Raw genomic sequence first — 24,713 nt, 5'->3', positions numbered from 1 at the left:
GATTTATTTTGTGCTAAAAGTATGAGTGCACTGTGAAGAAAAGCACTTTTGCGTTACTTTGTCAAAAATAATTAGGAATTACAAAGATGACAGAATTTAGATATCATAAAACAGGTTTGTTTTACGCACAGATTTCAGAAGAAGCTAAAGCCCTTGGTGTGAATGAACTTAAAGAACTTGGCGCACAAGAAATTCAACTCGATTATCGTGGTGTGTTATTTCACGCTGATATGGTGACGCTCTTTAAAATTGTGTATCGCTCACGCCTTTTTTCAAGGTTTTTAGCACCTTTACACCGTTTTGACGCAGAGACAGAAGACATGCTTTACCAACGTGTGAAAACAATGAAATGGGAAGAAATCATCAAGCCTGGTCAGACATTTGCGATTTTTGCAAATGTAGGGAACAGTAAGATTAATCACTCGAGATTTGCCGCTCAAAAAATGAAGGATTCAATTTGTGATAGATTACGTGAAAAACGTGGTGAACGTCCTGATATTGACACAAAGAACCCTGATGTGTGGTTAAACCTCTTTATCAATAAAAATAAAGCAACAGTATCACTCGACCTTTCTGGAGGCTCACATCACAAAAGAGGTTACCGTCAAGAGTCTGTCGAAGCACCCTTGATGGAAAGTTTAGCGGCGGCGTTTATTCGCGTTGCTGAGTGGGATGGAGAAACCCCACTTTACGATCCGATGTGTGGTTCGGGAACGATTTTAGCGGAAGCGCTTATGTCTGCGGCAAGAATTCCTTCAGGTTATTTGAAGAAGCGTTTTGGTTTCGAAAACATGCCTGATTTTGATCAAACTATTTGGGATGAAGTCAAGACGCTAGCGGATTCTAAGATTAGAACTTTGAAAGAAGGTTTGATCAGTGGATCTGATATGGATGCAGAATCAGTTCGTGCAAGTAAGATCAATTTATCCCACTTACCTGGTGGCGATAAAATCGAAATTAAGCAGAGTCGTTTTCAAGATCTCGATGATTTGGAGCCATGTACTGTTATTACCAATCCTCCCTATGGCATGCGTCTTATGCAAGATGAAGACATGGAAAGTTTTACTGGAGAAATTGGCGACTTTCTTAAGCAGAAATGTTCAGGAAGTAGTGCGTGGGTTTTCTTTGGCGAAAGAAAATTAATTTTAAAAGTTGGTTTGCGACCATCGCGAAAATTCCCATTAAGCAATGGTGGTTTGGATGGACGTTTATGCAAATTTGAAATGTATAAAGGAAATAAATGGACCTAATAAAGGTTTAGCCTTTAAGGGAGCATGAGTCAGGAATGGACGTGGAAGATAAGCGTGTATTGTTTTTGGGTGATAGCATCACTCAAGCGGGACAGTATGTGGGTTTTGTAGAATATGCTTTACGAAAACAATCTCCACAGGAACGTTATGATTTTTATAGTTTAGGTCTTGATAGCGAAACAGTATCGGGCTTGTCAGAACACGACCACCCCTTTCCGCGTCCCAATATTCATGAACGTCTTAGTAGAGCCTTGGCAGAAATTAAGCCTGATTTAATTTTTGTCTGTTATGGAATGAATGACGGTATTTATCATCCTCTTAATGAAGATATTCTCGAGGCCTTTCGAAGTGGCTATGTGAGCTTGATAGAAAAGTGCCAAGCGACGGATGCTGAGCTTGTTGTTATCACACCGCCTAGCTTTCAAGCTTATGCAATTCCTGAGAAATTAGGTCCTCTAGGTGCGGAAGATTATAGCTACCTCTATCCTTATGAGAATTATCACCAGACTTTAGAAGCCTTTTCTGAATTCTTGAAAATTGCTTTGCCAGAGGACGTCGTGTGTATTGATTTAAACACAAGAATGACTGAATTTTTAAATGAAATTCGCAAAGAGAATAAAGATTTTTACTTTTCTAAAGATGGAATCCATCCGTCTTTAGCTGGCCATTTATTTATAGCAGAAGAAGTAATGAAAGGTCTCAGCCGAGGTTCGGCTTTATTGAGGAGCGAAGCTTTGAATGATGTGAAAAAAGATCCTTTGTATCAGATGATTGAGAAGCGGCGACAATTACGCTCACGAGGCTGGCTGAAGTATATAGGTTATACACGCAACAAAGTGTTTAAAACAGATTCCATTGTAGAAACCGAAGCACGGTGCACTGGACTTTTAAAAGAAATCGAAAACTTAAATACGAATTAAGAAATCTAAGTATTAGAAAACAAAAGAACCCCCAGAGATGAATCTCTGGGGGTTCTTTTTGTTAGAGTTCAGAAAACTCTAAGTGGGAAATATTATTACACGTCGTAAGTCGTGGAAGAAATATCTCCGCCTTTACCAGTCCAATTTGTGTGGAAAAACTCACCACGAGGCTTGTCTAAGCGTTCGTATGTATGAGCACCGAAGTAGTCACGTTGAGCTTGGAGTAGGTTAGCAGGAAGGACTTCAGTGCGGTAGCTATCGTAGAAGCTAAGCGCGGTAGAGAAACAAGGTGTTGGTACACCGATTTCAATACTCTTGATAACCGTGCGTCTCCAGCCAGCTTGAGCCATGTGGATGGCATCTTTAAAGAAATCATTGAGAAGGAGGTTATCGAGATCGGGATCTTGTTCAAAAGCCTCTTTGATGTTACCGAGAAAAACGGAACGAATGATACAGCCACCACGCCACATGAGTGCGATTGCGCCGAAGTCAAGATCCCATTTGTAAGTCTCAGAAGCTTCGCGAAGAAGCATGTAACCTTGAGCATAAGAAATAATTTTTGAAGCGTAGAGAGCTTGTTCAACATCGTTGACAAAAGCTTCTTTATCGCCATTAAATTTCACGCCAGGTCCTTGGAGAACTTTAGAAGCGATAATACGCTGATCCTTGAGTGCAGAAACGCAACGAGCGAAAACTGATTCAGCGATAAGCGTAAGCGGCATACCAAGATCTAAAGCATTAATGCCAGTCCATTTACCAGTACCTTTTTGGCCAGCAGTATCGAGGATGTAATCTACGAGGTGAGTGCCATCTTCTTGTTTGTAGCCGAGGATATCAGTAGTGATTTCTGTAAGGAATGAATCCAGAACGCCGGTATTCCATTTCTTGAAAATCTCGTGCATTTCGTCATTTGAAAAACCAGCATTTTTGAGGAGTTGGTATGCTTCGCAGATGAGCTGCATGTCGCCGTATTCGATACCGTTATGAACCATTTTGACATAGTGACCAGCGCCGCCTTTGCCTACCCATTCGCAACAAGCTTCGCCACCGTCAACTTTGGCAGAGATGTCTTGGAAGATATTTTTAACTGCAGGCCATGCTTCAGGATCGCCACCAGGCATGATTGAAGGACCGAAACGAGCACCTTCTTCACCACCTGAAACACCAGCGCCGATATAGCGAAGACCTTTAGCGGAAAGTTCTTCCACGCGACGGTTTGAATCAGTATAAAGTGAATTTCCGCCATCGATGATGATGTCACCTTTATCGAGGTGAGGAACAATGGTGTTAATGAATTTATCTACAACTTCTCCAGCTTTAACCATAAGCATAACGCGGCGTGGAGTTTTGAGTGTAGCTACGAATTCTTCAACAGAATGAGTGCCAATAACGTTACTGCCTTTAGCAGGACCGTTCATAAAATCATCTACTTTCGAGGTTGTGCGGTTATAAACTGCAACAGTGTAGCCATGGTCATTCATATTCATGACAAGATTTTGACCCATAACGGCAAGGCCGATTAGGCCGATATCTGCTTGAGACATACGATGTTCCTATTTGTGTTATTTTTTTCAGTTGATCGTCGACTATAGCCTTAGTTTTTTTTTCTTCTATAATAAGCGGAAATATTATGCCACTCTGACAAACCTTGCATGCAATAATATGCCCTTAAAGTTCTTGAAGATTGCTGTTGTAAGAATGAAGCTTAAGGTTATTTTAGTGGATCGTAAATCACAGGACACATATGGCGCTAGTTCCCCCAGTAAAGTTTCAAAATGGTAAACTTGAAATCGTTAAATTCGATATTCATCCGAAATACAGAAAACTTTTACTTGGATGTGGACTTTTAAGCTTCAAAGATTTTTTCTTTTGCAAAGGCGTAGCAGTGATGCGAGAAGTTCCTGGTAGATTGACTGTTTCAGTGAAGTGTGAAGACGACTTTATCTATTTGAAGCGCCATTGGAAAGAGCACTCATCGAGTTCGCGTTCAGGACCTCATTATGAGGCATTGACCGAGTGGGAAAATACGCAGGCATTAGATAAAGATAGAATTTCTGTACCCATACCTTTAGCCTATGGCTTGGGTAGAATAGGAACTCATGCAGTTTCCTTTTACTTGTCTCAAGCAGTGGCGGGTATTCAGTCAGATTATTTTTTAAGAGATGCAAATTTGACGACTCTTGAGAACAAGAAGTTTTGGGAACAGTTAGGGTCTTTTGCTAAAAACTTTCATGCCCATGGATATAATCATAGAGATTTTTATCTTTGCCATATCTTTGTAGATCAAAGGGATTCGGATTATGTCTTTTCTTTAATAGATTTACAACGGGTTCAAAAACGTTCTAAATTCCGAAGAAGGTGGCTGATTAAAGATATAGGACAATTGTTTTTTTCACTAGCGCCATCGACTTCGCGTATTGATAAGCTTCGTTTATTTAAAGCCTACCGCGGCGTAAAAACTTTATCACGGTCAGATAAAAAAATGTTGACCGATATTGATAATCGAGTAGAAGCCATGGAGAGGAAGGTCGGAAAGTACTTTATATGAAAATAGCCTTTGTGATAGAACACTTCAACCCCCGTTATGGTGGTCAACAGGTGTACATGAGGGACTTTGCAGAATTTCTTGTGAAGCGTGGTCATGAAGTAAGTTTCTTTACGCAAGATAGTAACGTAAAAAATGTAAATTTGTCGATCAATATTATAAATGTGCCTGCTTTAGCCAAACTGATGCGCTGGTCACAATGGTTGAGTTTTTTGACACAGGTGAAACATAAAATTCAGCAGGGCAATTTTGACGTAGTGATGGGAACTGGGATCAGTGCGGGGATAAATGTTTATCAACCTCATGGTGGTGTTTCTAAGGCAAGTCATCGGCAAAACCGCTTATTAACCAATCGTTTTCATAGATTCTTAAAAGGTTTGTCAAATGCAATAAGTCCAAAACACTTATTAGCTAATCGTATTGAAAGAAATATTTTCACTGACAAACGGGTTAAGTATGTTGCGATTAGTCAGATGGTGAAAAGGCATATGCAAGAATTTTACAAGATAGATGAGACGCAGTTAGAGCTCGTCTATAATGGCGTCGATGTGGAGCGGTTTAATCCACATTCAGCCTCGCAAAAGTCACAATCAAAAACGAAGCTTTCTTTGAAAGAAGATGTGGTGGTTTTTTCTCTGGTAGCGCACAATTTTAAGCTTAAAGGGCTGAAAGAAATTATTGATGTGGTTGACCTACTTCGAGTACAGCACGATAATTTCATCGTACTGATTGCGGGCAATGGTAAGACGAAAAACTACAAAAAAATGATTGCAAAAAAATCTTTGGAAAAACACTTTAAATTTTTAGGATCAGTTGATGACCCTGAGCTTATCTACAGTGCGACAGATGTGTATTTACAGCCAACATGGTATGACCCCTGTTCCCTTGTAGTACTTGAGGCAATGGCAGCGGGACTCCCAGTTATAAGTACTTCATTTAATGGTGCTTCCGAATTAATTGAATCTGGAGTAAATGGTTACGTCATAGAGAAACCAGATTCAATAAATGAGTTTTATGAAGCACTGAATGCTTTAATGGATTGTGAGCATAGAAAAGTTTTGGGTAAAAAAGCACGTCTGAGTGTTGAGGGCTTAACTCATGAAAAAAACTTTAGTCGAATGGAAGAAGTTTTTCAAGGCTGTGTAGAGGAAAAACAAAAGCGAACTTTATAATTCTTAGCTTTTAAGAGTTTTTGATCTTTTGTAGCTATTGAAAGCGAGTGCACCGCATTGCTTTCTTTTAAAAATCTAGTCAAGTATAAATTATTATTTGAATAAAAATTGGGTGCCGTTTTGCGTTTTAAATGTACTTCATGCGAACAAGCAGTTGCAGTAGAGGATACCAAGCCTGGAGAAGCAGTGCAGTGTGGGTCATGTGGCACAGTACTTAATGTACCGGAGCCATTCGATACGGGCTATATTATTGGTGAGTTTTGCGTAGCAGAACACATTGGATCTGGACGCATGGGTGAAGTTTATAAAGCCTACCAAGAAACCTTGGTCAGAGACGTGGCACTTAAAGTTCTTGATAACGATATGGCAGAGCATTCTGAACATATACTTGAGTTTTTCAAAGAAGCGCGAGTCGCAGCAAGGTTAAATCATCCCAATATTGTTCAAGCTTATTCAGTTAACGAAGAGGGTGGCTACTATTATTTAGTTGTTGAATATGTCTTTGGTCAAAACTTACGTCAGATGATAGATGACAGAGGCAAGTTGCCCGTTAATATGATTATCCGATTACTTTCTCAGATGGCCCATGCTCTTGACTATGCGTGGACCACTGAAGGTTTACCTCACTTATCCGTAAAACCAGAAAATATTTTAATTGATTCAAAAGGTCAGATCAAGATATCTGATATCGGCTTGGCAGGTTCACGATCGAGATTTTCTGAAGGAGACTATAAGTATTCCAGTCCTGAACAGATCCTCAATTTAAAAGTGGATACTCGTGCAGATATATATGCTTTAGGGGTCACAGCGTATGAAGCTTTGGCAGGCCAGGTCCCTTTTGATGGTAAGATGAAAGACGTCAATAAAAAACATCTTGAAGTAGATGCTTTATCGCTTAAAGAATTAAATCCTTCCGTTCCAAAAGATTTAGTGACTGTCATTAGTAAGATGATGGCAAAACACCCTGATGATCGTTACATGAGTTTTGACGATTTAGCAAAAGATTTACGTTTACTTAGGCGTTATGCGAATGATATGGGAACGACATCTAATTTTTCAACAAAGATTTTTAAAACTCGTTTTAGTTTTACAGAGAATAGAAGTCGTCAGCGTCGTAAAGGTTTAAAGTTACAGGTAATGACAGCGATCGTGACGGTTTTATTGCTTTTGGGGATAATCATTTTTAATAGTGATAAATCCGTAGATAAAACTATCAAAGTTGATAAAGGGGATACGAAGAGGTTGAACGAATTTTCGATTTTGTCAAAAGCGATGGATCAAAGTATCAGTTCAGTGGAAGCCTTTACATTATTCAAAAAAATTGAAAACTTTTTAGCTAAATATCCAAGCTCACAGCAGGCGGAAGAGTGTTTGGAATGGCGTGAGGCAGTCTTGGAAATTATCCTTAGGGAGCGCCGCCAAAATGATTTTTTCAGTGAGGAATCATCTCTAGCACAAGAACAAAATGAAAACTTGAATGAGTCAGAGGATCAGAATCTTCCGAGTCAAGATTTAGGTGAGCTAGCGGTGCAGAGTGAAAGAGATAGTTTGAGAAGGGATATTCTCCGTTTTTATTTAGGGAAGAAGACAAGCGTAGAATTATTGACTTTTTTAAAAAATAGTGAGGCCTACGATCCTTTATGGTCAGCTCAGTTTGCGCAAATCATTGTTAAGGCCAGTGAAGCTCGAAGTGCCTTAGGAGATAGTGGTGAGACCTTATCAGGCTTGCTTATTAAGAAAGATAAAAAAGATATTCAAGTTAGTTCCATCCAGAATGACATCGTTATGGCTGAAGTGGATGGAGAATTTAAAAGTTTTAGTTTAGGGACGTTTAATCTAAAAAGCTTAGAATCTTTGTTGGCACTTAGTTCAGATTATCCACGAGAAGATGCACTAAGTTTATTATTTTGGTTTAGGAATTTTCATAACTGTGTCTTAAAGGAAAATGACGAGCTTTCTGATCTTGAAGTATTTTTGATAGAGGAAGCTCAAAAAATGGCTAAATTTGATTTCGAGGCCTATTTGGAAGCAGCTAAACGTAGTTGGCAACGCAATGAAACGGGTACGGCATTGGCTCAAATTACCGCGTTAAAACAAAAGTATAAACACAGCGTATTATATCAGACTGATAAAAAGAAAGTTGAATCCTTAGAAGATAAAATTAAAAAGAGTGTATCTAAACGTGGAAAAAAATGACTTAGGTGGAAGCCGCCAGTATTGGGAAGAAACATCTAAAGAATATCAATCAATTACACGTATATCGATAAATGATTTTCATTATGGACCCTTGCTTCCCGGGGATAGTGAAGTTAAAGCCTTACCGAAAAACCTTAGTGGCTTGAAGTGTTTGGAGTTGGGTGCAGGCGCGGGACAAAACTCCCTTTATTTAGCCTCTCAAGGGGCAGATTGTTTAGTAACAGATATATCACAAGAGCAACTGAATCATGGTGAAGCGATTGCAAAAGAAAATCAATTAGAACTAGAATTTAAACAGTTAGATTTAGATGGTATTGATCCCAATGAGCTCGGGAAATGGGACTTTATCCATAGTACATGGGCATTGCCTTTTGCTAAAGATCAAAAACAAGTGATTGAAAAATGTGCAGAGATGTTGTCAGCAGGAGGTCGCCTTCATATAACGACAGGTCATCCTATTTTTGCTGGTGAATGGATTCAATTGGATGATTTTGAAGAAGGCATGTTTGTCAGTAATTATTTTGAGCCTCCACGTGAAGTGAGGTTTACAGAGGATGAAGAGAACTTTATTCGCACCCGCCAATTTCCTATATCCACATATATTAATTGGATAATTGAATCAGGCTTACGGCTTGAGCGAGTTTTAGAACTACGGCCAATTCAGCTTGAAGGGCATAGCGAAGAAGAGCTTTTAAAGCTTATGCCTTACGATAGTGGGGTATGGCGAGATATGTATAGTCAGATTCAAAAAGTGCCGTTTGTGGTTACTTATATAGCGACCAAAAGCTAATTCATTTCGTTAATTAATCATTAAGTTGATAAGCTTTTTTTAGTTTATTTCCCTTTGCCCCCTATCTTCAATGAAATTAAAATAGGAGTGAATAAAGTGAATAAATATGTAGCAGAATTATTTGGGACATTTTGGTTAGTTCTAGGTGGATGTGGAAGTGCTGTTTTGGCAGCTAGTTTTCCTGAACTAGGAATTGGCTTTGTAGGAGTTTCTCTAGCTTTCGGTTTAACAGTACTTACCATGGCTTTTGCGATTGGCCACATTTCTGGCTGTCATTTAAATCCCGCAGTATCAATCGGCCTTTGTGTTGGTGGGCGTTTTCCTTCGAAAGAGCTAGCCCCTTATATTATCTCTCAAGTTCTTGGGGGTATCCTAGGAGCTGGAGTCTTATATCTAATAGCGAGTGGCAAAGCCGGATTTGAATTAAAGACAGGTTTCGCATCTAATGGTTTCGGTGCGCATTCACCTGGAGGCTATAATTTAATCTCTGTTGTAGTTTGTGAAATCGTGATGACGATGATGTTTCTTATTATAATTCTAGGTGCAACCGATGAGCGCGCGCCAAAAGGATTTGCGCCGATCGCAATTGGCTTAGGCTTAACCTTGATTCACCTTATATCTATTCCCGTGAGTAATACATCAGTCAATCCTGCCAGGAGTACAGGTGTAGCGATATTTGTAGGTGATTGGGCACTATCACAGTTATGGGTGTTTTGGCTGGCACCAATAGTAGGAGCCGTTCTAGGAGCACTTGTTTATGGATTTATACAAAAGGATAAATCCTAGTTTTCTAAATACTGGATTAGTATTTCAATAAAAAAAGCGAAGCACAATCTGCTTCGCTTTTTTTATTACTGTGTTTAAGCTTTTATTTTTTGGCTTTCTTCCCAGCGTTTGATATGAACTTGAATGAGACCAATTTCCGCAGGCGTTACTCCGTCGATACGAGCGGCTTGGCCTAGATCAACTGGGCGATAACGGCTCAATTTGTTCCTAGCTTCATTGCTAAGCCCCGTCATGTTGAGATAGTCAATTTCTTCAGGTATAGGGTTTTTAGCTAAACGCTTCTGACGTTCAACTTGTTGCTTTTCTCTTTGAATGTAGCATTCATAGCGTGCGTCAATTTGAATTTGCTCTTTAATTTCCTCTGAAAAATCTGATTCGCCAACAACTGAGTCATAAGTATTTTTGTGAGAACTAAGATGTTCCCATAAGCTTTTACCATGACTACGTTCGTTTTTAAGACGTTCGATTTCATTGTTAATTAAAGTTTCTTTTTCTTCTATGATTTTATATTTCTCATAAGGAAGAAGGCCGTAGTCATAAGCAATTTTTGATAGTCTTCTATCGGCATTATCTTGTCTGAGTAAGAGGCGATATTCGGCGCGAGAAGTAAAAAGACGATAAGGCTCAGAGATGTCTTTGGTTACCAAATCATCGATCATTACGCCAATATAAGCTTGATCGCGTTCTAAAACGAGAGGAGGCTTACCTGCGACTAAGCCGGCGGCATTGGCACCTGCAATGAGTCCTTGACCAGCGGCTTCTTCATAACCACTGGTACCATTGATTTGACCGGCAACAAAGAGATTAGGCCATGGTTTTAGAGCCAAGGAGTTGAGTGTTTGATGAGGAGAGACAACATCATATTCTACAGCATAGGCGTAACGTGCGATCTCGGCATTCTCGAGACCAGGAATACTGTGTACAATTTGATTCTGTACGTGTACCGGTAGTGAAGTGGAAATCCCATTGAGGTAATATTCTTCGGTAAAAACACCTTCGGGTTCTAAGAAAATTTGATGAGAGTCTTTGTCAGCAAAACGATGAATTTTGTCTTCAATAGAGGGGCAATAACGAGTTCCGATGGCATCTATTGAGCCATTATACATCGGGGAAAGGTGAAGGTTCTCAGTAATAACTCTTTTGGTTTCGGCACTGGTGCGACCGATGTAGCAAGGCATTTGTGGTATGCCACCACGATCAATTGTTTCGTAGGCTTTATCGCGAGTCCAATACGAGAATTTACCGGATTCACCATCTTGGCGTTCGAGTTGATCGAAATCAATGGTCTTGGCTAAGACACGAGGGGGAGTCCCTGTTTTTAAACGCATGAGCTCGAGGCCTAAGTCATTCTTCAATGAATCAGAAATAGCATCAGCAGCAGTGTCGCCAGTGCGGCCACCAGGTAGTTGTTGAGGTCCAAAATGCATGAGTCCACGCATGAAAGTGCCACAGCAAAGAACAAATGCTTTGGCTTCAAATTTGTCGCCAAATTGAGTTTGAACGGCAATGACTTTACCTTTCTCGGTGACGAAAGAAAGGCCTTCAGCTTGATGAGTATGAAGTTTAGGAGTTTTTTCGAGTTGTTGCTTCATCCGTCTTTGATAAAGGACTTTATCGCACTGAGCACGTGGTGACCAAACTGCGGGACCTCTAGAGGAATTGAGCATTTTGAACTGAAGTGCAGAAGCATCAGTATTTTGGCCCATTTCGCCACCCATCGCATCAATTTCACGAACTACGTGACCTTTAGCAATACCACCAATAGCGGGGTTACAGCTCATTTGTCCAATATGGTCTAAGTTTTGCGTTATTAGCAAAGTTTCAGCGCCCATTCTAGCGGAGGCGAGGGAGGCTTCTATGCCTGCATGTCCGCCACCAATAATGATAACATCATAATTTTTCATTTATATATCCTGTCTATTTGTGGGGATTGTAGTGGGATAAGTAGATTTGTCAAGAAAAAGTTGATCTCTAATTATTTCACCAACTAGCCAATAATGATTGTGTATGAATGGCTTATAGAAAATATATTGACATAAAAAAGTTGTTTATTCTAGAGTAAAAATAGCCTTAGTTATCATCAGTTTGAGTGGCTTTTAATAAAGTTTGCTTACGCTTGAGCATTTGACTTAGGAGAAAAAAAATAAGGCTAAGTGAAATAATACTTAATAGCGTAGGGATGAAATAGGGAAATTTATTATAGAAAGTGAGGCTTGGCTTGGCACAAAAATTTAACTCTGTGAATAAAATTCCTCGCGTAAAGCGGGAGCCATTTTCGGGGTTGAGTAATATTTGCTCAATTTTACCCTCCGGAGAAATGACCATTGTTTCGCAGGTATTGCCACAGCGAAGGAAGGGGAGTTTGTTTTCGACTGCTCGAAAAATACTGTGTGCGGAGTGTTGGGCACCACCGGCAGTTTCTCCGAACCATGAATCATTGGTTATGGTGCAGAGTATGTTGGCGCCATTACTCGCAAATCCTCTAGAGATATCGGCAAAGACATCATCAAAACAGATGTTAATTCCAATGCGACTATTTTTCTTTAAAGGGAAAACGGAGAACTCAGTACCGGGGCTTAAGCTTGGGCCCATTTGCCTGAGTTTATTTAATTGTTCATGAAGTGCTGAACTCATGAGGTAGCGTCCAGGTAAATATTCGCCATAGGGGACGGTGTGGATTTTATCATAGCGAGCAATAATTTCACCACTAGGCTCACTTATAAGAGCGGAGTTATAATATTTTTTTACATCTAGATCTGTAGGGCTAGTGTCGACCATTCCTGTGCCAAACAATATATTTGCTTGAGATTCTTGACTTAAGTAGCGAATTAATTCAGGGAATGCGGGATCTCGTTGGTAGCTTGAAGGCATGGGTGTTTCGGGCCATAAAATCAAATCGGGTTTTTGTAAAATAGCTGTTTCAGTAAGCTCTTTATAAGTCTGAAGATGAAACTGATATTCCTCATAACTTAATGGCTTGAAATAAGGCTTGAAGTTCCCTTGAATCATGGCGACTCGAATACTCGAATCGGTTTGATTCTTTGGGCTGATTTTATCCGCAATAATAGTGCTACTCAGTAGTATGAAGAGTGAGATGACAGGCAGCGCTAAGTAGTTTTTTAGTTTTGGAATGAGGTAGGGTTCATTTATTTGTATAGATTTCTTCCTGAGAAGATAAATTTCGATGATAATTGCCAAGCTAATATTGAGAAGGGCAATTAAAAAAGCTAAGCCATTCACACCAATAAACGAGGCATTTTTCAAGAAGTGTAATTGATAGACCTGGCTAACTTCAATACTATTCCAAGGTAGACCAGTGAAAAGCCAAGTACGTACCCACTCCAGGCATGACCATAAGCCTGCCGCGGCAATCCACATGATGAAACTTGAGCGTAAATTGAGAAATCGTTTATGAGGTGGAGCAATAGCACTTTCCGTCAAAGGGTCAGGAAACAGGAGGAGATGCCTAAGTTTACAAATGAGATAGAGCCAAATGCCAGGGATGGGAGTCCAGATCAAGGCGACTAAGAAAGGGCATAAGAGAAAAATGGGATATAGAAAGTAAAAAGTGCCTAAGAAATAACCAAGTCCCCAGCAGCTTCCAAGAAAGAATACGCCACGGTCGTGACGGCCTAAGCCTAGTAAATAGAGAGGGACGATGGCAAACCAGGCAAGAAAATGGCAATTAAAAGGTTCAAAACAAAGGTTGACCAAGAGTCCCATGATAAAGGCGATTAAGCCTTTGAAAAAGGGGTGAAGAGAGTTTTTGATAATGATAGGTTCCTTACTCATAAGATAAGTCCAGATTGAGCGATCAATCTAGACAGATTGACCGATAAGTCAAAGCTTATTTACCGTTAAGGTCACCAGATTTACGGATTGATAAGAGCAATTTAATCGTGAGAATAAAGGAAGTCGCATAGCCAATAAAGCCGAGGATGGAGATATCCATTACTAAAGGAGGAATTCGTTGACCAATGAGTTCTGAGGAACCAATGAAAAGAGCGGCGATAATAATGCCGTAGACTAAGCGATTAATGACGGCGTCGAGTTTTCGATGCTCAAGTTTCACATCAAAAGAGCCCGATTTCATATTTTCGACTAGGTGTAAGAGTTCACGAGGCATCATTTCAATGAGTCTATCCCATTCTTTATATTTCTTTCGTAGCTTTTTATAAGTGCGAATAGGGGAGTGCCTGGCTTTCAGTCTTTGGATTTGGAAGCTTTTTATGAGAGGGATAAAGTTAAAGTTGCGATCGAGCGAGCGAGAAGTGCCTTCGAGCATGATCAGAGTTTTTATAAGCAAAGATATATTGCTAGGTAAAATGATTTTATAAGTTCTAATAATACGAGAGACTTCCTTTAAGGCACCACTAAAATCAATATCATCTAAGTTTTCAATTTGAAATTCATAGAGGAACTCGGTTATATCGGCTTGGAGTTCATCACGTTTTAATTTCTCTTGAGATTTACCAATTCTTAAGACGTAGTCAGTTATTAATTGTGCATCTTGATCGAGTGCAGCAAAGCCAAGGTCTTCAATCATTTCGCGGTGTTCTTCATCGATAATTCCAATGAGGCCGAAATCTAAAAGACCAATACGACCATCATTTAGAATCCAAATATTTCCGGCATGGGGGTCGGCATGATAGACGCCATCTCGCAGAATCATATTTAAGAAAACTCGTGCACCATTTTGTGCGATCTCAGAAGGTCTAATAGGGAGGTGATGAAAGCTTTTTATTTCCGAAGCACTTTTACCGTAGAGGCGTTCCATAGTAATGACTTTTCGTGAGGAAAGAGCTTTGAATGTGTGTGGAATGTGGACGGTTTGATCATCGACAAATTTCTTGCCGATTTTAGCCATGTTTTGTAGCTCGCGTTCAAAATTCATCTCTCTGAAGAGGCTTTTTTTGAAGTCATCCAATATTTTTGTGGGTTGGTAAGAGGCGAGGCCTGAATCGTACTTTTCCGCTAGTTGGAGTATTTTGGAAAAAACACTTATGTCTTTAACAATTTTATCTTCAATACCATGGTGCTGGATTTTGACAACTACATCAGTACCGTCAAAGAGTTTAGCAAAATGAGCTTGTCCTACAGATGCTGAGGCAAAGGCTTCGAAATCAAAATCAGCATAGAGTTCTTCGACTTTTTCTCCTAGTTCATCTTCTAAAGTAATGCGAACTTGCTCAGCACCGTCTGCTTTGGTTGAATCTTGGAGTAAAGTGAGTTCAGAAGCCAGTTGTTCGCCGATGAGATCTTCTCTAGTACTAAGTATTTGTCCAAGTTTAATGAAGGTGGGGCCTAGTTCGGTAAAAGCTAAGCGCACTCTGCAGGCATGGCTCATGTTTTCTAGGCTGGGGTGAGAATGGATTTTTTGCCTAAAATTTTTCATGAACTCAGGTTCATAATTTTCTATCCAGTCAATTAATCCATATTTAATGAATACGGTAATGACTTCACGAAAACGCTTGGTGTCGCGGGTGAGTTCTGGTATTGATTGTAAGTTCACTTCTTTCTCCTGAATATGAGTAAATATGAGTGGCCTTTAACTGTATGCAAGTCTTTGCTTAGTATATCTGTTATTGAATTTGTCGAGAGCGTTCAGCTTCTCTAATTGTTACTGTGCTCATCGCCTTTGGGTAAGGATCGAATTCATTTTCAGTTTTGCATCCTGATAAGTCTTCAAAAATAGGGTGAGTGCTTTGTAATAGTTTAAAAGGTCTTTAGCTTTAATTAAGTCAAAAGAGAATGGGTTTTATGGGAGAAAAAATAGACACGATTTTTTGGGTTGAAACACCTGAAGGAGTCAATTTGAGTATGCGCTTGGCAAGCTTGCCAGTGCGAATGACGGCGTTTTTATTAGATCTAATTTTCAGGGTTATAATTTTTATAGTTCTAGCTATTGTATTGGGGTTTTTAGGTGATGCATCACAGGGGCTGATCTTAGTTTCGATCTTTATTTTATGGTGGTTTTACCCCGTGCTTTTTGAGGTGCTTCAAAAGGGGATGACTCCTGGCAAGCGTATAATGAAAATCCGTGTTTTACATGGTAATGGAACTCCAGTGGGCTGGAAAGCCTCAATGATTCGAAATTTTCTTCGCTTAGCAGACTTGATGGCGAGTGTGTGGGGGCTAGAATTCATTGCGATGTTCGCAGATTCACGAAATCGACGTTTGGGTGATTTAGCCGCGGATACAATTGTGGTCTATACAGATAGCCAGCGATCTAAAGTTTTTTTACCTGAGGTGATGCCTCTACTTCCACCTGTACCACTAAATTCTGAAGAGCAGAAGAGTTTTATTGCCTTTGGAGAACGTTATCATATGTTGAGTAAACAAAGGCAAGTGGAGTTGGCTGAAATCTTAGAAGAGATGCACGGAGAAACTGGTGCGGCAGCAGTGAAAAAACTATATGCATATTCATTGGGTTTAGCGGGTGGTGAAGGAGTGAAGGATTCATGAAGCAACGTGTTTTTGAAGATAAGCATCGCGACTTTTGGAGAGATTTAGAAGATCTGTTTAATAAGAAAATTAAACGAGATGATGAATTATCAGAATGTTTTCCCGCTATGTATCGTCGCTTATGTAAGCAATTAGCCGTGGCACGAGGGCGAAACTATAGTCCTATTCTCATCCAATTTCTTGAAGAGTTAGTAGCGACAGGTCACCAACGTTTATATGGTAGACGTGGTGGTGCAGAAATGAAAATCATTCGCTATTTTCAAAGAGATTTTCCGCGAATCGTTCGCAAAGAGTGGAAACTTATTTTCTTTTCTCATATTTTATTCTATTTACCTCTTGTGAGTATAGCGATTATGATTCAGGTTTATCCTGATTTGGCTCATATGTTATTGCCGAGCGATATGCTTTTACAGATGGAAGAAAGTTATGATCCAGCGAGTGGACATTTCGAAGAAATTCGTCCAGCAAGTCAAGATTTTATGATGTGGGGTTATTACATACTCAATAATGTCGGGATTGATTTTCGATGTTTTGCCGGAGGCTTATTCGCGGGAGTGGGATCGATATTTTTCATGATTTATAATGGCGTGGCCATAGGTGCAGTTGCGGGTCATATAAGTCACATTGGTTACGGCGAAACATTTTGGCCATTTGTCTGTGGCCATAGTGCGCCTGAATTGACCGCCGCGGTTTTTTCTGGTGCAGCAGGAATGAAATTGGGTTTTTCATTTATAATGCCAGGAGTAAAAAGTCGTTTACAATCCTTAAAAGATTGTGCGTCAGACGCGATGACTTTATTGTGGGGGACTGCATTTATGACTTTTCTAGCGGCGTTTATCGAAGCATTTTGGTCATCTTCGCCGCTGATTCCTGTACAAGTTAAGTACTGGGTGGCGGCCTGTTTATGGCTGGGAATGATTTTATACTTTTTGTTTATGGGGCGTCGCCGTGGATCTGAATAATTTACAGATTTCTCTTCGTCCGAGGAATAACTGGGAAGCTTTTGACTTAGGAAGAAGCTTACTTAAAAAAAATATGAAGGCCGTTTATAAACCTTGGTTAGCGCTCACTATTCCTTACACGCTAGTTTTGTTTTTATTGTTTCGGAATTATCCATTTTGGGGTTTCTTTACCTTTTGGTTTTTTCTTCCTTTATTTGAGCGAGTTATTATTTTTGATCTGAGTCGTCTTATTTTTGGTGAGGCACCAGATTTAAAAACGAGTTTAAAAGCATTTCCGAAAGAGTTAAAGAAAGGTTTTTTTAGTTTGCATTTCATGTGGCGTTTTACTTTTTCGCGCTCATTTTTGATGCCAATATGGCAGCTTGAAGGATTGAAGGGCAAGAGCCGTAAAAAACGAGTTCAGGTCCTATCGGGATCTAGTACAAATAGTAATTGTTCCTGGAATGGTGTGATGTATATGAATATTGAGCAGCTTGTTGCGGCAGGCTTGTTGACGGTATGTTATGTCCTTATTCCCGTTGAAGTTAAAGGCGATATCCCGAGTAAAATTTTTGATCTCGATAGCTTCGTTTATTGGTTTGAGCAAATTCCTGAGTGGTTATCTTTTTTTGTTTATATAGTGACGGCTTTATCGATGATTTTGATTCGTCCGTTTTATGTGGCAGGCGGTTTTACTTTATACATTTGTCGTCGCATGGTTTTGGAGGGTTGGGACATAGAACTTCAATTCCGCAGTTTAGCTGAGCGTATTCAAGAAAAGAGCTTATTGGGCAAGAAAACGCTCTCGGTAATATTATTGAGTTTGTGTCTTCTTTTTCCAAGTAATACACAGGCTCAAAGCAATGCAGTTGAACCAGTGAGCCATGAATTAGAAACAATCATGGCAGAGGATGAATTTAATGAATACAAAAAAGTTAAAAGTCGTGAATTCAAAGATTTGGATACAGGTTTTTTAGATTGGATGTTTGATCGTGAGCCCGATGAAAAGCCAGAGCAGGAAAGCAATTTTGATTGGGTCTCTCTAGCAGGATTTTTTAAAGGTTTATTTATTTGTTTAATGGCAGGAGCTTTAATTTGGCTAATATGGAAAATTGTTGTTATCGTTATTGACGAAAGGAAGTTATCTAAGAGCAGGATAGTTCCAAAAACGCAAGCGGTAAAATTCATGGGTATGGAGCTTAGCGAAGAATCTTTACCAGATGATATTTCAGCAACAGTGAAAGATTTATTACAGGACGGAGATATTCGAGGCGCCATTAGTCTACTGTATCGAGCGAGTGTTTTTCAGCTTTTAGAAGCAGGTTTGAGGTTGCGTTCCAGTGATACCGAAATGGATTGTTTACGTCGAGTTGAATCTTTTGAAGAGAAAGACACCAAGACTTTTTTTAAAGAATTGACACATATTTGGCTCAAAGCGGCTTATGCTCACAAGCTCCCGGAGAAGCACTTGTGTGAGGCGCTGAATCTGCGTTGGAAAAGTTTATTTGAAAAAGTAAACGAGGTCAAAAGATGAGTAAGTTATTAAAGATCTTAGTCGTCTTATTTGTAGCTGTTGTCGTTTATGGCGTGTATTGGTTTTATAACAATACTGAAGAAGTTGAAAATGAAAAATATGTGGGTTTCCAAGGTGAGGCAAAACTTAAACCTTACCTAGCTCTACAACGATTATCTGAACATGTCATGTCTTATACAGAAGCCGACGTAAACTTAGCCAGTTGGGGTGAGCTTTCTAGAGATGAAATTCTTTTTATCCCTCTTGAGTATATTCCTACTGATATAAGTATTTTTAAAGATCTAGAAAATTGGTTAGAGAATGGCGGAGTTTTAATTACTGGGAGCGTACGCAGTAAAAATGATTTTGACGTGAATTTTTCTCCCATGCATCATCGTTTGATAGGTTTTAAAAATGTAGAAGGAGAAAATGGCGGGCAAGTGAACTTAGCCATTAATTCAGTGGAGCTTCAGATGCCGATTGCATTTAGTTTTGAATTGGACGCCTATGATGAGGAATTCCGTACGGATATGGATGAATTTGTCTACGGATATAAAACTTTAGGAAAGGGAAAAATTCACTTATTCAATTCTTTACGTGCCTTTGATAATCGTAATATTCGCGACAAAGATAATGCAGATTTTTTCTTTAGTTTGATCAATAGAGATAAGGATTTGGTTTTAGCGACTCGTCCAGAGTATATGGGTGTGTGGTCGTGGATAAAAACTAGGGCGAGAATGAGTTTGGTACTATTGATTATTTGTATCTTGGTGTGGTTGCTCATGGTTTCAAAAAGGTTTGGTCCACTACTACTTGACCGCAGTGTTAACTCCAGGAAAATAATGGAGCATATTCAAGTGAGTGGTGAATATCAATGGCGAGCCAAGCAGAGTGGTTTATTGGTGGGTGAGCTTCGCTTAAGTATTCAAGAACAGATGAAAATGCGACATCCGCAAAGCAATCGTTTGTCGGGCATGGAACAGAATAATTACCTAGCCGAACTGAGCTCAGTGACAAATGATAATGTTTTACAGTCTATGACGGGGCATTGTAAAACACCAGATCAATTTTTTAAAACAGTAACGATTCTTAAACAAATAAAGGACTCTTTGTGATGGAAGATAAGACAGCAAATGAAGAGATAGAGCAAGTAAATGAAAGTAGTGAAAATGTAGACTTAGCCTTGTTAACTGAAGAGGCACAGGAAGAAAGTACTACTGAGGCAAGTGAAAGTGATTCTTTGTCATTGGAAATGAACCAAATCCTTAGAATTAGAGATCAGATCAGGAAAGTTGTTATTGGACAAGATAAAATTGTCGACCAAGTACTAGCCGCATTTCTTGCGGCGGGTCACGTTTTGATTGAGGGTGTGCCAGGCTTGGGTAAAACTCTTTTGGTCAAAGCGATTGCGCAAACTTTTGCGGGTGATTTTGCTCGAGTTCAATTTACGCCTGATTTAATGCCTGCAGATGTTATGGGTCATGCGATGTTTAATATGAAAGAGCAAGAATTTGTGATTCGTAAAGGTCCTGTCTTTTGTAATCTGCTCTTGGCAGATGAGATCAATAGAGCGCCAGCCAAAACGCAATCAGCACTTTTAGAAGTTATGCAAGAGAGTCAAGTTACTATCGAGGGGGAATCTCACAGTGTGAAGCCACCATTCATGGTTTTAGCTACTCAGAATCCTTTAGAACAAGAAGGTACCTATCCCTTGCCGGAAGCTCAACTCGACCGTTTCTTGATAAAAGTCAGTGTGGATTATCCTGAAGAAAGTGATGAACTTAAGTTAGTAAGATTAGTGACTCAAGGTTTGAGTCGTGAAAAACTAGACGTTAGTTTAGTTGAGAAAGTGATTACTAATGAAGATGCCGAATTATTGCGTAAAAAAACGTCTGAAGTGACTGTGGATGAACAAGTGCTTGAGTACGCGGTAGCCATTGTACGTCAAACACGTAATTGGTCAGGTATTTCGGTAGGAGCGGGTACACGTGGTGCTTTGGCATTGATTCGTATTGCTCGAGCCATGGCTTTAGTTGCGGGGCGAGATTTTGTTATGCCGTCAGATATAAAAGAAATGGCGCTTCCGGTTTTACGTCACCGTATAACCTTATCACCAGAGATGGAAATCGAAGGTTTTAGCCATGATCAAGTATTACAAGATATGCTTGAAAAAGTAGAGGCGCCCCGTTTGTGAAATTAAAGAGCTTCAGACCGGCATTTAGATTACTCTTTGTCTTATCTGTCGCTTTTTCATTTAGCGTTTGCCAATTATTCTTTCCGGAGCTTAAATGGTTAATGCTCAGTGCCTGTGGGATGCTTACGGTTATCTTCTTATTTGATTTCATGAGTTTATGGAGTCAGCCTTTGATAGAATTGGAACGGATAGTATCCAATACTTTACCTTTAGGCGTCGCTAGTAAGGTGAAGTTAACTTTGCGCAATCGCTCTGATAAACGATTTGATTTTGAATTAATCGACCATTATCCGACGGAGCATGAAGTTAAAGACTTTCCTTTTAAAGTTAAGCTTGATCCGGGGCAGTTTATTGAGCTAGATTATACGATTACCCCCCAGCAACGTGGTGATTTTGAATTTGCTCAGTGTGAATTGCGTTTGAATTCCTTGTTAAGTTTTTGGCATCGTTATTTTAAAGTGGGTAAAAGTAGTGAAGTGCGAGTTTATCCCAATTATGCTGAAGTGATTCGCTATGGAGTCCTAGCCGCAGAGCAACGCTTGGCCCAATTAGGGATAATGAAAAAACGTCAACGTGGATCAGGAACTGATTTTTTACAACTGCGTGAATTTCGCAGAGGTGATCGCTTGGGTAGTATTGACTGGAAAGCGACTGCCCGCATGCAAAAAGTTATTTCACGGCAGTATCAGGCTGAGCAAGATCAGCAAATTTTCTTTATGGTGGATTGCGGTCGCCGAATGCGATCTATGGATGGCCATCTTTCTCATTTTGATCATACTCTCAATGCGATGTTACTTTTGACCTATGTAGCATCCAGACAAGGAGATGCAGTAGGAATGATGACTTATGGAACAAAAGAGCAGCGCCGTTTTTTACCCGTTAAGAAATCAGTCAATAATGTCAACCGTTTTTTGACAGGACTCTACGATTTACATCCGAGTACCCTTGAAGGTGATTCAGCTGAAGCGGTTCAGGAATTGAAAAAGGTGCTGAAAAAGCGCGCGATGATTATTGTATTGACTAATATGCGAGATCAGCAAGACCCAGAAATGTTGGAATCCTTAAAAGTCTTGCGTAAGTCGCACTTAGTTGTTTTTGTCGCCTTGAAAGAAGAAGTGTTTGCTGAGCAAGAGCAGCTTGAGATTGAAAGTTTCAAAGATGCCTTGAAGTACAGCTCCCTAAATCAATTTCTTCGAGGTAGAAAGAAGGCACTTGAGTCAATGCAGGGGAATCAAGTTATTACTTTGGATGTTGCCCCCAGTCAATTACATGCGAGTTTAGTGAACTGTTATTTAGATATAAAAAATTCTGCGGCGCTATAAAACTAAGCGATAAGAGAAGTACCAAGCGACCAATTCACGTAGGCTATGAAGAAATTTAAGCTGATTGGTATTAGGCCAAGGTGATGAATGGATACATGTAAAGTAGATATTCCCCGTAATACTGACCGATAGGCAGTTATCTCCCAAGTAGAAAGAGAAGTCTTGTGCTTGTGGGATATTAGTGTTTTCTAAAAATTCTTTTTTGGCGGAAATGAGCTTGGGGATATAGGCAGCGAGCTCTTCTTTGTCAATACTATTAGTCGTGCCACAGTCACTGATATTTAAGCCATCTAAAGTAGATATCATAATGAAGTCGAATTCACATTTGTCTTTAAGTTGCTTAATAAAGGTATTGACTGAAGAATCGTTGGTTTCTCCAGCGATTGAAAAGAGGTAATGTTCTTTTTGCACATGGTATTCTTTCGGGCTTAAGCCAGTTAGAGTATGGTATTCATCATCACTTAATTGAGCTTGATGCTTGAGGCTTTCAAGACTGGGGTAGGGTTCCGTACGGCCATCGAGAACTTTTTGAGCTAAGTTCTTATCACAAATGAGTAAGAGTTCATCCAAAGAACATTGGTTGATTTTTATGCCATTTGGGGCGACGGAAGCCGATTCATTAATATGAGGCTGATTCGATTTTTTTGTGGCCTTCCGCTCAGGTGTAGATGTTTGAGGTATGGCATGAGGGTTGAGTGAATGATTACGATCTTCAATGAGGTTGTGTAAATCCATGTCATATTCATTTGCCACGGAAGTTCTTGCTTTGGGTGGCTGGCGAAAGTGAGAGTTTTGCATGCCTTTTACTGCTTTGTGGTCTACTTCATTGTCTTCGACATCAAGTTCTAAAAAATTGAGAGATGTTTCATCCGCCGCTAAAGATTCACGTATAGGAGGGGCCTCTTTAACTTCATGCTGCTTACTTAGGCCAATGTGAATAGTTTTGTGCGTTTTAAGATCTGAACTAATGCCACTTTTGTCTGCTTCTAAAATGGTGGTGTCGATATGTGGAGTTTTTTCCTCTTCCGTTTCCTCATCTTCGCCTCCTTGGAGGAAACTCATTATTGAAGAGTTGGCACCAATAAGGTTATCCATAAGACTGCCTTCATCATCAGAGTAAATGCGTGTCTCTTTTTCGTGAATTGAGTCCTCGGCCACAGTTTCTTTGGAAACGCTGGTTTCTAGAATGACTTCTTCTTCATTTTCATTAGCAAGATCTAAGGATTTTATTTGAGGCGCTATTTCATGAGTTTCACTCAGCTCCTCTAGTTGATTTTCAGTAAATATATCGGTCATTTCGAAAAGAACATTTTCTAATAGAAGATCTTGTTCAAGACTTAGCCACTCCTTGGGGATGAAGGGTAATATTTCTGTTAGCGGTAAGAGTAAGTCCCCTGCCTTTGCACTGCCATTGGGGAGGTTTAAAAAACGGTGGAGATGTAATTGAGGGACTTTGAACTGGCCTGTTTTGATGATATTTAAAATATCCTGTTGTGGTATTTCTAGATAATTATCAGTGTGGAGTTCAGCAGTGTCGCTTCTTTCGATTTTGGACAATATATAATTAGAGCTAAATGAAAGACATTCAGCATACAAGACGATATCACCTTGAGGTCTTGTATACATACATACAGTTTCTTTCGGATCTTCTAAGATGATTTTAGAGAGTTCCACTGAGGGTGATGTAGAAAGATCAAAATCGGTTTTCCTATTATTTAAGTCAGTATCACTAGTGCTCGGGGTATCAGATTCAGCAGTATCCTTACTCGCTTCTAGTTCACTATCATCGACTTCAATAGCTAAGGACTCAGGTTCACTTTCTTGGGAATCGAAAACTGAACTCGGCGTACGTTTAGTGCCGGTGCTTTCAATACTAGGAGGAGTGATTGATCTCGCTTGATCCGTATTCCTTTGCGGGTCATTTTCTTTGTCCCAAAAATCACTAACTGAAAATTGTGCCGTTTCAGGGCAGGGTACATTGGAGGAGCTAATAAAATCTGGTATATTTGGTAAGTCCATTTCTTGAGTAATGGCCATGTCGCGGTCATTATTTTTTGAAACTTGAGGAAGAACAGTGGCTTTAGATAGCCGCTTTTCTATTTTTGTTTCGTGATTTGGCGCGGAGTCTTGAATAGGATCTTCCTGTGGCTCACTGGTGGGTGTATTTAGTTCAGCGAGTTCAAATGGGTTATCCATCGAAGCGATAACATTTTCAAGTTCACGTGATTGATGTGGGTTCGTAAACCATTCACTAGGAATAACCTCTAAAAGTTCATCAAGAGCAATTTCTGTGACCTCTTGGGAGCTATAGCCTTCATTAGATACGAGAGTAATAGGTAAGAGGCAGGCTAAAGGACCGACGGTGATTCGGAATGCCCCTTGTTGTAAAACATTCAGTACGTCAGATTTATTAAAATTAATAGAAGCTTCTGCTGTCTCAAGTTGGTTGTGCCAATTCTGATGTAGATATTCTTGGGGTATGGCATCAATAATAGAGAGCGTGGGGATTGAGAGAATGTCGCCGTCGACCGATATTTCAACTTCATGATGGCGGGGCAATTCTGGGGGAGTTACAGGTTCATCTCGGGATTGACCAAAACTAATAGAGGGGGAGCATCA

The 24,713-nt window shown here is 39.8% G+C and carries 18 protein-coding genes; 13 read left to right on the top strand and 5 right to left on the bottom strand.

Translation table 11 applies throughout. The features are described from left to right. Positions 1-86: 86 nt before the first annotated feature. A complete protein-coding gene (locus PQO03_RS21200) occupies positions 87-1,250 on the top strand; it encodes a THUMP domain-containing class I SAM-dependent RNA methyltransferase (RefSeq protein WP_274153206.1) in 1,164 nt (387 codons plus the stop codon). A gap of 35 nt (positions 1,251-1,285) precedes the next feature. Continuing rightward, positions 1,286-2,170, top strand: coding sequence for an SGNH/GDSL hydrolase family protein (locus PQO03_RS21195; protein ID WP_274153205.1), 885 nt, complete (start codon positions 1,286-1,288; stop codon positions 2,168-2,170). Positions 2,171-2,265: 95 nt separating this feature from the next. Here the strand turns inward: PQO03_RS21195 and gnd are convergent, their stop codons facing one another. Next, positions 2,266-3,714 (bottom strand): decarboxylating NADP(+)-dependent phosphogluconate dehydrogenase, encoded by a 1,449-nt coding sequence (gene gnd, locus PQO03_RS21190; RefSeq protein WP_274153204.1) that lies wholly within the window; start codon positions 3,712-3,714, stop codon positions 2,266-2,268. 200 nt (positions 3,715-3,914) lie between these two features. Between gnd and PQO03_RS21185 the strand changes: the two genes are divergently transcribed. The 5 genes from PQO03_RS21185 (at position 3,915) to aqpZ (ending at position 9,659) form a co-directional block, all read left to right on the top strand. Further along, complete coding sequence (locus tag PQO03_RS21185; protein ID WP_274153203.1) at positions 3,915-4,718, top strand: lipopolysaccharide kinase InaA family protein; 804 nt, start codon at positions 3,915-3,917, stop codon at positions 4,716-4,718. Further along, positions 4,715-5,887 carry a glycosyltransferase family 4 protein gene (locus tag PQO03_RS21180; RefSeq protein ID WP_274153202.1) on the top strand — a complete coding sequence of 391 codons (1,173 nt, stop codon included), beginning with the start codon at positions 4,715-4,717 and terminating at the stop codon, positions 5,885-5,887. Before PQO03_RS21185 ends, PQO03_RS21180 begins: the two co-directional genes overlap by 4 nt. A 120-nt stretch (positions 5,888-6,007) precedes the next feature. Further along, entirely contained in the window at positions 6,008-8,083 is a 2,076-nt protein-coding gene (locus tag PQO03_RS21175) for a serine/threonine protein kinase (RefSeq protein WP_274153201.1), read from the top strand. Next, positions 8,070-8,873, top strand: coding sequence for a class I SAM-dependent methyltransferase (locus PQO03_RS21170; protein ID WP_274153200.1), 804 nt, complete (start codon positions 8,070-8,072; stop codon positions 8,871-8,873). The genes PQO03_RS21175 and PQO03_RS21170 overlap by 14 nt, the downstream gene beginning before the upstream one ends. A 96-nt stretch (positions 8,874-8,969) precedes the next feature. Further along, positions 8,970-9,659 (top strand): aquaporin Z, encoded by a 690-nt coding sequence (gene aqpZ, locus PQO03_RS21165; RefSeq protein ID WP_274153199.1) that lies wholly within the window; start codon positions 8,970-8,972, stop codon positions 9,657-9,659. Between the two features lie 74 nt (positions 9,660-9,733). Here the strand turns inward: aqpZ and mnmG are convergent, their stop codons facing one another. From mnmG to PQO03_RS21150, 3 genes are all read right to left on the bottom strand, one after another. Beyond that, entirely contained in the window at positions 9,734-11,563 is a 1,830-nt protein-coding gene (mnmG, locus tag PQO03_RS21160) for a tRNA uridine-5-carboxymethylaminomethyl(34) synthesis enzyme MnmG (protein WP_274153198.1), read from the bottom strand. 166 nt (positions 11,564-11,729) lie between these two features. Then, positions 11,730-13,451, bottom strand: coding sequence for an apolipoprotein N-acyltransferase (gene lnt / locus PQO03_RS21155; RefSeq protein WP_274153197.1), 1,722 nt, complete (start codon positions 13,449-13,451; stop codon positions 11,730-11,732). Positions 13,452-13,506: 55 nt separating this feature from the next. Next, entirely contained in the window at positions 13,507-15,171 is a 1,665-nt protein-coding gene (locus PQO03_RS21150; protein WP_274153196.1) for an ABC1 kinase family protein, read from the bottom strand. A 248-nt stretch (positions 15,172-15,419) separates the two neighbouring features. Between PQO03_RS21150 and PQO03_RS21145 the strand changes: the two genes are divergently transcribed. The 6 genes from PQO03_RS21145 to PQO03_RS21120 are packed head-to-tail and all read left to right on the top strand — an operon-like array spanning position 15,420 to position 22,094. Beyond that, entirely contained in the window at positions 15,420-16,124 is a 705-nt protein-coding gene (locus PQO03_RS21145) for an RDD family protein (RefSeq protein WP_274153195.1), read from the top strand. Further along, positions 16,121-17,086: a stage II sporulation protein M gene (locus PQO03_RS21140; RefSeq protein ID WP_274153194.1), complete on the top strand. Its 966-nt coding sequence runs from the start codon at positions 16,121-16,123 to the stop codon at positions 17,084-17,086. The genes PQO03_RS21145 and PQO03_RS21140 overlap by 4 nt, the downstream gene beginning before the upstream one ends. Then, positions 17,073-18,599 (top strand): DUF4129 domain-containing protein, encoded by a 1,527-nt coding sequence (locus PQO03_RS21135; RefSeq protein ID WP_274153193.1) that lies wholly within the window; start codon positions 17,073-17,075, stop codon positions 18,597-18,599. Before PQO03_RS21140 ends, PQO03_RS21135 begins: the two co-directional genes overlap by 14 nt. Then, positions 18,596-19,693, top strand: coding sequence for a hypothetical protein (locus PQO03_RS21130; RefSeq protein ID WP_274153192.1), 1,098 nt, complete (start codon positions 18,596-18,598; stop codon positions 19,691-19,693). The genes PQO03_RS21135 and PQO03_RS21130 overlap by 4 nt, the downstream gene beginning before the upstream one ends. Continuing rightward, entirely contained in the window at positions 19,693-20,772 is a 1,080-nt protein-coding gene (locus PQO03_RS21125) for an AAA family ATPase (protein ID WP_274153191.1), read from the top strand. Before PQO03_RS21130 ends, PQO03_RS21125 begins: the two co-directional genes overlap by 1 nt. Continuing rightward, positions 20,769-22,094 carry a DUF58 domain-containing protein gene (locus tag PQO03_RS21120; protein ID WP_274153190.1) on the top strand — a complete coding sequence of 442 codons (1,326 nt, stop codon included), beginning with the start codon at positions 20,769-20,771 and terminating at the stop codon, positions 22,092-22,094. The genes PQO03_RS21125 and PQO03_RS21120 overlap by 4 nt, the downstream gene beginning before the upstream one ends. On the opposite strand, the gene PQO03_RS21115 is transcribed toward PQO03_RS21120, so the two are convergent. After that, positions 22,089-24,653, bottom strand: a complete 2,565-nt coding sequence (locus tag PQO03_RS21115; RefSeq protein ID WP_274153189.1) for a hypothetical protein — start codon at positions 24,651-24,653, stop codon at positions 22,089-22,091. The genes PQO03_RS21120 and PQO03_RS21115 overlap by 6 nt on opposite strands. Positions 24,654-24,713 lie beyond the last annotated feature (60 nt).

The organism is Lentisphaera profundi (assembly GCF_028728065.1).
GTDB classification, from domain to species: Bacteria; Verrucomicrobiota; Lentisphaeria; order Lentisphaerales; family Lentisphaeraceae; genus Lentisphaera; species Lentisphaera profundi.
Note: the sequence above shows the minus strand (reverse complement) of the source record. Positions and strands in the feature narration are given on the sequence as shown.

Coding starts and splice junctions, on each gene's coding strand:
- gnd (WP_274153204.1), bottom strand. CDS start 3,714: ATGTCTCAAGCAGATATCGGCCTAATCGGCCTTGCCGTTATGGGTCAA.
- PQO03_RS21185 (WP_274153203.1), top strand. CDS start 3,915: ATGGCGCTAGTTCCCCCAGTAAAGTTTCAAAATGGTAAACTTGAAATC.
- PQO03_RS21125 (WP_274153191.1), top strand. CDS start 19,693: ATGGAAGATAAGACAGCAAATGAAGAGATAGAGCAAGTAAATGAAAGT.
- PQO03_RS21195 (WP_274153205.1), top strand. CDS start 1,286: ATGGACGTGGAAGATAAGCGTGTATTGTTTTTGGGTGATAGCATCACT.
- PQO03_RS21140 (WP_274153194.1), top strand. CDS start 16,121: ATGAAGCAACGTGTTTTTGAAGATAAGCATCGCGACTTTTGGAGAGAT.
- PQO03_RS21145 (WP_274153195.1), top strand. CDS start 15,420: ATGGGAGAAAAAATAGACACGATTTTTTGGGTTGAAACACCTGAAGGA.
- PQO03_RS21180 (WP_274153202.1), top strand. CDS start 4,715: ATGAAAATAGCCTTTGTGATAGAACACTTCAACCCCCGTTATGGTGGT.
- PQO03_RS21130 (WP_274153192.1), top strand. CDS start 18,596: ATGAGTAAGTTATTAAAGATCTTAGTCGTCTTATTTGTAGCTGTTGTC.
- PQO03_RS21200 (WP_274153206.1), top strand. CDS start 87: ATGACAGAATTTAGATATCATAAAACAGGTTTGTTTTACGCACAGATT.
- lnt (WP_274153197.1), bottom strand. CDS start 13,451: ATGAGTAAGGAACCTATCATTATCAAAAACTCTCTTCACCCCTTTTTC.
- mnmG (WP_274153198.1), bottom strand. CDS start 11,563: ATGAAAAATTATGATGTTATCATTATTGGTGGCGGACATGCAGGCATA.